A 9,631-nucleotide genomic window follows, 5' to 3' on the forward strand; every position below is an offset into this window, starting at 1 on the left:
GATGCGGGTCTCGGTCATATCCGCCCCTCTCCGGGTGTTTCGAACTGGCGGGTGCGGCGGGCGAAAATCACCAGGATCGTCGCCATCAGCGGCAGGAGCCAGATCACCCGCGCGCCGTAGCGCGTCGAGGGCTGCGAAATGCCGCCACAAACCAGCGCATTGGCCAGCACACCCAGAAGCACCATGATCGCCAGCGCCTTCACCTCACCCGGCACCCGGCGCGGCAGCAAGACCAGGCCAAGGATCACGGCCAGCGACAGAAGATAGAACACCTCCTGCGCGGTCGTGACCGGGCCGAGCCAACTGACATCCCTGGTAATGCGGCCATGATCGAAGGACCCGAACAGAAGGCCGTGAATGGAGGCATTCTGCGCCACCATCTTGTCGTTCGGGATGGTCAGGTCGACCGCCACCCAGCCCGACTGGATGAAAGTGTTCTTGAGAAACGCCGTAACAGTCGCAACCGGCTGATCGGCCAGCACATCGAAGAAAAAGCCGATCTGATCGTCGGCCACCGCCCGCTGATCCTCGGGCGTCATCAGCCGGAAGGACCCGAGCCGCTGGCTGGTCTCAAAGACGATATGGGTTGCGGTGATCCGGTATGGGTCGTCCGACCATTGCAAAGCCTCATGCAGTTTGCAGGTGGGAATGTTGTCATCCGGGCAATGGGTATCGAGATAGGTCAGACCCGGACCGTCCTGAATGATCCGGGCGGTGATATAGGGCTTGATGACAACCTCGGACCCTGCGACCGATTTCGCGGCCGAGCGCAGGACGCTTTGTTCGGCATAGCCGATGCCGACGATGACGGCGACCAGCGCGGGCGGCAGCCACCATTGGCGGCGCGAGAGGATGACGGCGATCAGCGCCGCTGCCGGGATCATCAGCGTCGCGATAGCCAGATGCGACAGGTGCGACACGATGGCCAGCGCGCCCAGAGCCACGGCAAAGGCCATCTCCCACGGCCGCATCTGGCGACCAAACACGGTGATCGTGGCGATGGTCAGCAGCAGGACAGGCGCGAATGTATCCGGCATCAGATAGATCACAAAGAACGGCAACGACCCGAACGAGGCGACAATGACCGGCAATGCCACGGCCTTGGCCACCGGCATGTGCAGCCCCCAGCGCCGTGCCGCGATCCGGAGCGGCAGCCAGACGGCGGCCAGCACAGCCGCGATATTCAGAGCGATCAGGCCTTCCAGCGCGCCAAGCCGCGCCAGCGCACCGGCCAGCAGCGCATAGACCGTGGACCGCGATCCATCGACGGTATTGTCCGCCTCAATCTCTGTTGTGTCGGGCTCTGCCGCGCTGCCATCGGCTGTCGTGCTGGGCCTGACCAATGGCGAGGCCCCCTTGATCCCCAATTGGTTCAGACCCGAATGGCCTTGCGACACATATCCCACTGTATCGAAGTAAAAAAGCGGCTTTCCGTTGATCAGATACACGCTGAGGCAGGCAAAAACCGCAAGCACAAGCCAGAGAACTGACCGGCCGACACTGGCCTGGCCTGCAATCGCTCCGTTCCCCGTCGCCATCGCCATCAGTGTGCTCCCTCAGTCTGTTCAAGCTCTTCCCGCAGGGCCTTGAAATAGGCTATGGTGCGGGTCAGCCCGTCACGCAGTTTCACCTGGGGTTCCCAGCCGAGTGTCTTTCGGGCAAAGCCGATATCGGGCTGGCGCTGCACAGGATCGTCATGCGGCAGCGGCTCAAAGACCAGTTCGGACTTCGCGCCGGTCAGGTCGATCACCGCCTCGGCCAGTTCACGGATCGACATCTCAACCGGGTTGCCGATGTTCATCGGTCCGGTGATCTCGTCGCCGGTCGCCATCAGCCCGACCAGTCCGTCGATCATGTCCGAGACGAAGCAGAAGGACCGGGTCTGCTGACCCTCGCCATAGATCGTGATCGGCTTGCCGGCGAGAGCCTGCATGATGAAATTCGACACGACGCGCCCGTCATTCGGGTGCATGCGCGGCCCGTAGGTGTTGAAGATGCGGGCCACCTTGATGCGAAGCTGGTGCTGGCGGTGATAATCGAAAAACAGCGTCTCGGCGCAGCGCTTGCCTTCATCATAACAGGACCGGAAGCCGATCGGGTTCACATTGCCCCAATAAGCTTCGGTCTGGGGATGAACGACCGGATCGCCGTAAACCTCGGATGTCGAGGCCTGAAGGATCTTGGCGCGCAGGCGTTTGGCCAGCCCCAGCATGTTGATCGCACCATGCACGCTGGTTTTCGTCGTCTGCACCGGGTCGTGCTGGTAGTGGATCGGGCTTGCCGGGCAGGCAAGGTTATAGATCTCGTCCACCTCGACATAAAGCGGGAAGGTGACGTCATGGCGCATGACCTCGAACCGGGGATTGCCGATCAGATGGGCGACATTCGACCGGCGACCGGTGAAGTAATTGTCCACGCAGAGAACGTCATGCCCCGCCTCCAGCAGACGTTCACAGAGGTGAGAGCCAAGAAACCCGGCACCGCCGGTCACCAGCACCCGCTTGGAGATGACACTCATACCCTTGCCTTCCGTTCACCAGCACCGCCCCGGCGCCACACTAGGCCAGACAACGACAGGGTGCGAGAAAATTCACACCCGTCCGGCTCGGGCAAAAGCCCTTTGAAATCCCCGATCTGCACGAACGCCACCTTTTGATCCTCAGCGAAAATGTCGGGCCGGTTTGACTGCCACAACAGCAGGCTGCCACCCATTCACGAAGAACAGGTTCAGGGCAACGATATGAACCATGGCCATCCACCCGGACACCAACCCTGCAAAACGCTCGAATGCTCGCAAACAACGCATTCCCAAAATCCCGTTCAAAATCGCAATCGCCATAACACCGGTACCACCAAACCCAAAGAGGCATCTCCTGCAAAACGACAATAGTTCCTGAATTCCACCTTCTAACAACAACTTCCGGCAATAGCACGATTTGCGGCCCATCGCGAAGGGAGGGTTTCCTGACCCGGCACCACGGCGACGGAATGCGCCTATCATCCGCGCCCGCGAAACAATCGGCCCCGCTGGATTGGCACAACCCTTTCTCTCTGTCAGGACCGCCGCTATGGTCACGGCGCTATTAGGTGGTTCGGAATATTCATGCAGATCGATAAAACTCCCCTTCCCGGAATTCTCATCCTGACGCCACGCCGGTTCGGCGATGCGCGCGGCTGGTTTTCCGAGGTCTGGAACAGCAAGACATTGGCCACTGCCGGGATCGGGGTGGAGTTCGTGCAGGACAACCATTCCTGTTCGCGCGATGTGGGCACGGTGCGCGGTCTGCACTTTCAGTCGCCCCCCCATGCCCAGGCGAAACTTGTGCGCTGCGGACGCGGGCGGGTCTTTGACGTCGCCGTCGACATCCGCATCGGTTCGCCCACCTATGGCCAATGGACGGGCGTGGACCTGTCCGCCGAAGACGGGCGGCAATTGCTGATCCCGGCGGGGTTCCTGCATGGTTTCGTCACGCGCGAGCCGGACAGTGAGCTTTTGTACAAATGCTCGGACTATTACGCGCCGGAATGCGATGGCGCGATCCGATTCGACGATCCCGATATCGGCATCGACTGGGGCATCGATCCCAGCCAGGCGATTCTGTCCGACAAGGATGCCGCAGCCGGTTCCTTGCGCGACTTCGCCTCGCCCTTCGTCTGGGAGGGCGGCGCATGAAACTGCTCGTCACGGGGGGGGCCGGTTTCATCGGATCGGCGGTCGTGCGCCATGCGGTGCGGGCCGGTCATTCCGTCGTCAATCTCGACAAGCTGACCTATGCCGGATCGCTGACCAATGTCGCCGAGGTTGCAGAAAGCCCGCTTTACGCTTTCGAACAGGCCGATATCTGTGACCGCGCGGCGGTTGACGCGATCTTTGCCGCGCATCGCCCTGATGCGGTTATGCATCTTGCCGCCGAAAGCCATGTCGACCGCTCCATCGACGGCCCGGCCGCCTTCATAGAAACGAACATCACCGGCACCTATACGATGCTGGAGGCTGCCCGCACCTATTGGGGTGCCGAAGGAAAGCCCGGGGCTTTCCGCTTCCACCATATCTCGACCGATGAGGTCTTTGGGTCGCTCGGGCCCAAGGGCATGTTCACCGAGGACACGGCGTACGATCCCCGCTCACCCTATTCGGCGTCCAAGGCGTCGTCCGACCATCTGGTGCGGGCATGGCATGAGACCTACGGCCTGCCGGTCGTGCTGACCAATTGCTCGAACAATTACGGCCCTTACCACTTCCCCGAAAAGCTGATCCCGGTGGTGATCCTGAAAGCACTCGCCGGGGCGCCGATCCCGATCTACGGCAAGGGCGACAACATCCGCGACTGGCTTTATGTCGAGGATCACGCCGAGGCGCTGCTGCTGGCCGTCGAGAGGGGCACGGTCGGGCGCAGCTACAATATCGGTGGTGAGAACGAGGCGACGAACCTTGAGCTTGTCCAGAAGATTTGCGCCATACTTGATGAAAAGCGCCCCGGCAACGCGCCTTATTCAGAACAGATCACCTTCGTCGCCGACCGGCCCGGCCATGATCAGCGCTATGCGATCGACCCGGCGCGTATCCGTGCCGAACTTGGCTGGCGGCCTTCGGTGACGCTGGACGAGGGGCTGGAAAAGACCGTGCAATGGTTCCTCGACCACGAAGACTGGTGGCGCGCCCTTCAGGACCGCGACGGTGTGGGCAAAAGGCTCGGGTCCGGATGAAAGCGCTTGTCTTCGGCACTACCGGCCAGTTGGGGATCGAACTCGCCCGCCGCGCGCCCCGAGGCGTGAGCGTCGGGGCGTTCGGCCGCGGCCGGGCGGACCTGACCGATTCTGCGGCCTGCGCGGCTCTCATCGCGACGACGGATGCGGATGTGATCATCAATGCCGCTGCCTATACGGCCGTGGATCAGGCCGAAACCGACCGGGACACGGCACGGAAGGTCAACGCCGAAACCCCCGGCGCGATGGCCCGCGCCGCCGCCGCGCGGGGCCTGCCCTTCTTCCATGTCTCGACCGACTATGTCTTCGACGGCGCGGGCACACGGGCCTGGGCCGAGGACGATGCCGTCGCGCCGCTGGGTGTCTACGGCGAAACCAAGCTTGCAGGCGAACGCGCCATTGCCGCGGCGGGTGGCGCGCATGTGATCTTGCGTACCGCCTGGGTCTTCTCGGCGCATGGCAAGAACTTCGTGAAGACCATGCTGCGGGTCGGGGCCGGACGGGATGAGCTGAGCGTCGTCGACGACCAGCGCGGCGGCCCGACAGCGGCAGCCGACATCGCCGATGCGCTCTGGACCATCGCTGCGGTCTTTCACAGCGGCAACGGGCAGTCGGGCATCTTCCACTATGCCAGTGCCCCAAGCGTCACTTGGGCCGATTTCGCCGAAGCGGTTTTTGATCGCGCGTCATTGCCAAAAAAACCGGCAGTAAAACGCATCCCGACATCGGACTATCCCACGCCCGCGAAACGACCGGCGAACTCGGTGCTCGATTGCTCGCGCATCCGGGCGGTCTATGGCATAGAACAGCCTGACTGGCGCGTCAGCCTGTCAGAAGTGATCCGCGAACTGGAGACAGCGTGATGAGTAAAACCGGGCGCAAAGGCATTATTCTGGCGGGCGGATCGGGCACGCGGCTTTATCCGATCACCCATTCGGTGTCGAAACAGATGCTGCCGCTTTATGACAAGCCGATGATCTATTATCCGCTCTCGGCCCTGATGCTGACCCATATCCGCGAAGTGGCGATCATCTCGACCCCGCGCGATCTGCCGCAATTTCAGGCCCTGCTGGGCGACGGTTCAGCCTGGGGGATGCGGTTCGAATACATCGTCCAGCCCTCGCCCGACGGGCTGGCGCAGGCTTATTTGCTTGCCGAGGATTTTCTTGACGGCGCCCCTTCGGCAATGGTCCTTGGCGACAACGTGTTCTTTGGCGAAGGGCTGTCGTCAAAACTCAAGGCCGCCGACGCGCGCCAGACCGGCGGCACGGTCTTTGGCTACCGCGTTTCCGACCCTGAGCGGTACGGCGTTGTGGAATTCGACCGCGCGGGCAAGGTCCTGTCGATCATCGAAAAGCCCGAACAGCCGAAAAGCCCCTATGCCGTCACCGGCATCTATTTCCTCGACGGCGATGCACCAGCGCGGGCAAAGACGATCCGCCCCTCAGCGCGGGGCGAGCTGGAGATCACCGATCTGCTCAATCTCTATCACAGCACGGGCGCCCTGAATGTCGAGACGCTGGGCCGCGGTTACGCCTGGCTCGACACCGGCACGCATGAAAGCCTGCTGGAAGCCGCCGAATTCATCCGCACGATCGAAGACCGCCAGAACCTGAAGGTGGGTTGCCCGGAAGAGATTGCCTTTCTCAACGGCTGGATTGACGTGGACCAGTTGATGGGATTGGCAAAACCCTATCTGAAAACCCAGTACGGCCGCTATCTGGCGCGGATTGCGGCGGACCCGATGCTCGCCCGAGGGTAGCGGCGGAACAGGGACCGTCGATCAAAGGCGTATCTTTGTGCAACGCCCCTTCGCGGGCTATCTGGCTGCCAAAACCGCGTCAGATCAGCCCCCAATAACCCTTCAAAATCACGTCTTTTCTGCCTCGATCCGTCATTCGCCGGAAAACTCATCTGTATCATATTGAACTTCCCTGTTTAGTTATCAGATAATAGGCGCGACGACGAAAGACTGTTTTGGGCCCTCTTCCCACCAGGGTGGAGCTATTCGGGTCGGAAATTTGGGATCAAAAAACCATGACGCGGCGCATAAAGAGCCACAAGATTGTAGCCATCATCGTTTTGATCGCGGCGGCGGCATGGGTGGGCACTGGCAAATTCGCATCGGTCGGGAGCGAAGAGGCCCACGCAGCAGAACCCGCGCCGGACAACCCGACAGAATCGGCTGACACCGCAACGGCCGAAACCTCATCTTTGCGCACCGTGGCCGCCGTGGTCCCGACCTTCATTGATCACGCCCGCGAGATCCGCATCTCGGGCGTGACCGGTGCTGACAAACGCGCTGTTCTGGCGGCACGGTCCAGCGGCATCATTTCTTCCCTGACCATCAGCCAGGGGGATGTCATCGCTGCCGATGTGACCGTGATGGCAGTGGAAGGTGCTGACGTGGCAGCCGCGGTCATGACGGCGCAGGCAACCCTCGCACAGCGCGAGCAGGAACTTGAAGTGGCCGAAAAGCTCTTCAAGACCGGCAACACGGCCGAACTGCAACTGATCAAGGTGCGCGCGGAAAAGGCCGCCGCCGAAGCCGGGTTGAGCCAGGCCGAGGCCGCCGTTGACCGTCTCAGCCTTCGCGCACCCTTTGCCGGGGTTGTCGACAAGGTCGAGGTTGAGCTGGGCGAATGGGTCCAGTCCGGCACGCCGATCGCCACTATGCTCTCGCTTGACCCGATCGTCGTGCGCGCCGAGGTGAGCGAACTTGATGTCGGTTATGTCGAGGTCGAGGACCGCGCCAGCGTCCGGCTGGTCAACGGCACCACACTTCAGGGGACCGTCCGCCACATTGCGCGTGAAGCATCCGAGGAAACCCGCACCTACCCGGTTGAGGTCACCCTGCCCAATCCCGACGGCGCAGTCCCGGCCGGAATGACTGCCGAGGTCAGCCTGTTCACCCAGCCCGAGCGCGCCGTGATCGTCCCCCGCTCGGTCATCACGTTGTCCTCCGAAGGGGAACTGGGCCTCAGGATTGTCGGGCAGGACGATGTAGCTGGCTTCGCCTCTGTCGAACTGATTGACGATACACCCGAAGGGCTTGTCCTGACCGGCGTGCCCGAGGATGCCCGGATCATCGTTCTGGGTCAGGACCTTGTGCGCGACGGCGAAAAGGTCAGCGTCAAGGACGCCGCCACCATCCCGACCGGGGAGTGAACGTATGGGACTTGTCGAAACGGCCATCCGCAATGCGCGGCTGACAATCTCCGTCCTGATCTTCCTGATGCTCGCCGGGGCGCAGGCCTATATCTCGATCCCGAAAGAGGCCGAACCAGATATCCAGATCCCGATCATCTATGTCAGCCTCGGCTATCAGGGGATTTCTCCTGAAGACAGTGAACGGCTGCTTCTGCGGCCAATGGAAACCGCGCTGAAAACCATCTCCGGGGTGAAGGAGATGACCGCCTCCGCCTATCAGGGCGGTGGCAATGTGCTGCTGGAATTTCAGGCCGGGGCCGATCTGAACAAGGCGCTTGACGATGTGCGGTCGAAAGTGTCCGAGGCCAAGCGCGACCTGCCGAACGGCGCCGATGAACCCTCGGTGCACGAGGTCAATATCTCGGAATTCCCGGTTCTCGTTGTCTCGCTTGCCGGGGACGTTCCCGAACGCATCCTCGCCCGCGCCGGGCGCGAATTGCGCGACCGGATCGAGGAAGTGCCCGGCGTGCTCGATGCCGCCCTGCAAGGCGTGCGCGATGATCTGGTGGAGGTCATCATCGACCCGGCGAAACTGTCGTCCTACGGGCTCCGCCCCGATACGCTGATCGCCGGCGTTTCTGCCAACAACCAGCTGATCGCCGCAGGTGCGCTGGAAGGGGCCGAGGGGCGTTATGCGATCAAGGTGCCCTCACTGATCGAAACGGTTGAGGATGTGGCAAATCTGCCGGTCATCACCAACGGCAATGCAACCGTCCGCGCCCGCGATCTGGCCGCGATCCGTTCCACCCACAAGGACCCCGATACAATCACCCGGCTGGACGGCAAACCCGCCATCGCCATCGAGGTTTCCAAGCGCGTCGGCTCCAACCTGGTCGAGACCGTCGATGCGGTGAAGAAGGTGACCGAGGAATTCCAGAAGACACTGCCCGAAGGCACCGTGGTGTCGTTCAGTCAGGACAAGTCGACAACGATCCGGCAGATGCTGACCGACCTTCAGAATTCGGTCCTGACGGCGGTGATCCTCGTCTTCATCGTCATCCTTTATGCGCTTTCCGGGCGCGCCTCGCTGCTAATCGGTCTGGCCATCCCGGCCTCGTTCCTGATCGGCATCCTCGGGCTGCAACTGGCCGGGCTGACCGTCAATATCGTGGTTCTGTTCAGCCTGATTCTGGCTGTCGGCATGCTGGTCGATGACGCGATCATCGTCACCGAATATGCCGAACGGCGTATGTCGGAAGGCATGGACAAGCGCGCGGCCTTCGCGATGGCGTCGCACAAGATGACCGGCCCCGTGATCGCGGCGACAGCGACGCGGGTCGCGGCCTTCTCGCCATTGCTCTTCTGGCCAGGCATCGTCGGCGAGTTCATGAAGTACATGCCGATCACACTGATCGCGACCTTGTCGGCTTCGATGGTCTACGCGCTCTACTTCGCGCCCACAATCGGCGCGATCATCGCCCGCCCCGTGAAGGAAGAGGACCGCAGCCGCGACAGCCTTTACATGCGCTTCGTCTCTCGTGCGATCCGGCATCCCTGGCTCGTGACCATGACAGCCGTGGTGGCACTGGTCGCGGTACCCTATGCCTACGGCAACTATGGCAAGGGGGTAGAGTTCTTCCCCAATGTCGAACCTGATTACGGGCTGCTTTATGTCCATGCGCGCGGCAACCTGTCGATCGATGAAAAGGACACGCTGACCCGTCAGGCAGAGGAACGCATCCTTGGCTGGCCGGGCATCAAGACGGTCTATACC

Annotated in this window: 8 protein-coding genes; 6 read left to right on the plus strand and 2 right to left on the minus strand. The window is 61.9% G+C overall.

The window, feature by feature from the left end:
- Positions 1 to 14 precede the first annotated feature (14 nt).
- Positions 15 to 1,544 carry a hypothetical protein gene (locus WBB85_RS02685; protein ID WP_432637081.1) on the minus strand — a complete coding sequence of 510 codons (1,530 nt, stop codon included), beginning with the start codon at positions 1,542 to 1,544 and terminating at the stop codon, positions 15 to 17.
- Positions 1,544 to 2,518 carry a UDP-glucuronic acid decarboxylase family protein gene (locus WBB85_RS02690; RefSeq protein ID WP_432637082.1) on the minus strand — a complete coding sequence of 325 codons (975 nt, stop codon included), beginning with the start codon at positions 2,516 to 2,518 and terminating at the stop codon, positions 1,544 to 1,546. The genes WBB85_RS02685 and WBB85_RS02690 overlap by 1 nt, the downstream gene beginning before the upstream one ends.
- Positions 2,519 to 3,103: 585 nt before the next feature.
- Between WBB85_RS02690 and rfbC the strand changes: the two genes are divergently transcribed.
- The 6 genes from rfbC to WBB85_RS02720 all read left to right on the plus strand — a co-directional run.
- Positions 3,104 to 3,673: a dTDP-4-dehydrorhamnose 3,5-epimerase gene (gene rfbC, locus WBB85_RS02695; RefSeq protein WP_432637083.1), complete on the plus strand. Its 570-nt coding sequence runs from the start codon at positions 3,104 to 3,106 to the stop codon at positions 3,671 to 3,673.
- Positions 3,670 to 4,707, plus strand: a complete 1,038-nt coding sequence (rfbB, locus tag WBB85_RS02700) for a dTDP-glucose 4,6-dehydratase (RefSeq protein ID WP_432637084.1) — start codon at positions 3,670 to 3,672, stop codon at positions 4,705 to 4,707. The genes rfbC and rfbB overlap by 4 nt, the downstream gene beginning before the upstream one ends.
- Positions 4,704 to 5,570: a dTDP-4-dehydrorhamnose reductase gene (rfbD, locus tag WBB85_RS02705; protein ID WP_432637085.1), complete on the plus strand. Its 867-nt coding sequence runs from the start codon at positions 4,704 to 4,706 to the stop codon at positions 5,568 to 5,570. The genes rfbB and rfbD overlap by 4 nt, the downstream gene beginning before the upstream one ends.
- On the plus strand, positions 5,570 to 6,469 hold the full coding sequence (gene rfbA / locus WBB85_RS02710) for a glucose-1-phosphate thymidylyltransferase RfbA (protein WP_432637086.1): 900 nt from the start codon (positions 5,570 to 5,572) through the stop codon (positions 6,467 to 6,469). The genes rfbD and rfbA overlap by 1 nt, the downstream gene beginning before the upstream one ends.
- Positions 6,470 to 6,744: 275 nt before the next feature.
- A complete protein-coding gene (locus WBB85_RS02715) occupies positions 6,745 to 7,875 on the plus strand; it encodes an efflux RND transporter periplasmic adaptor subunit (RefSeq protein ID WP_432637087.1) in 1,131 nt (376 codons plus the stop codon).
- Between the two features lie 4 nt (positions 7,876 to 7,879).
- The coding region (locus tag WBB85_RS02720) for an efflux RND transporter permease subunit (RefSeq protein WP_432637088.1) at positions 7,880 to 9,631 on the plus strand (1,752 nt) is incomplete at its 3' end.

The organism is Albidovulum sp. (genome assembly GCF_049646345.1).
Lineage (GTDB): Bacteria > Pseudomonadota > Alphaproteobacteria > Rhodobacterales > Rhodobacteraceae > Albidovulum.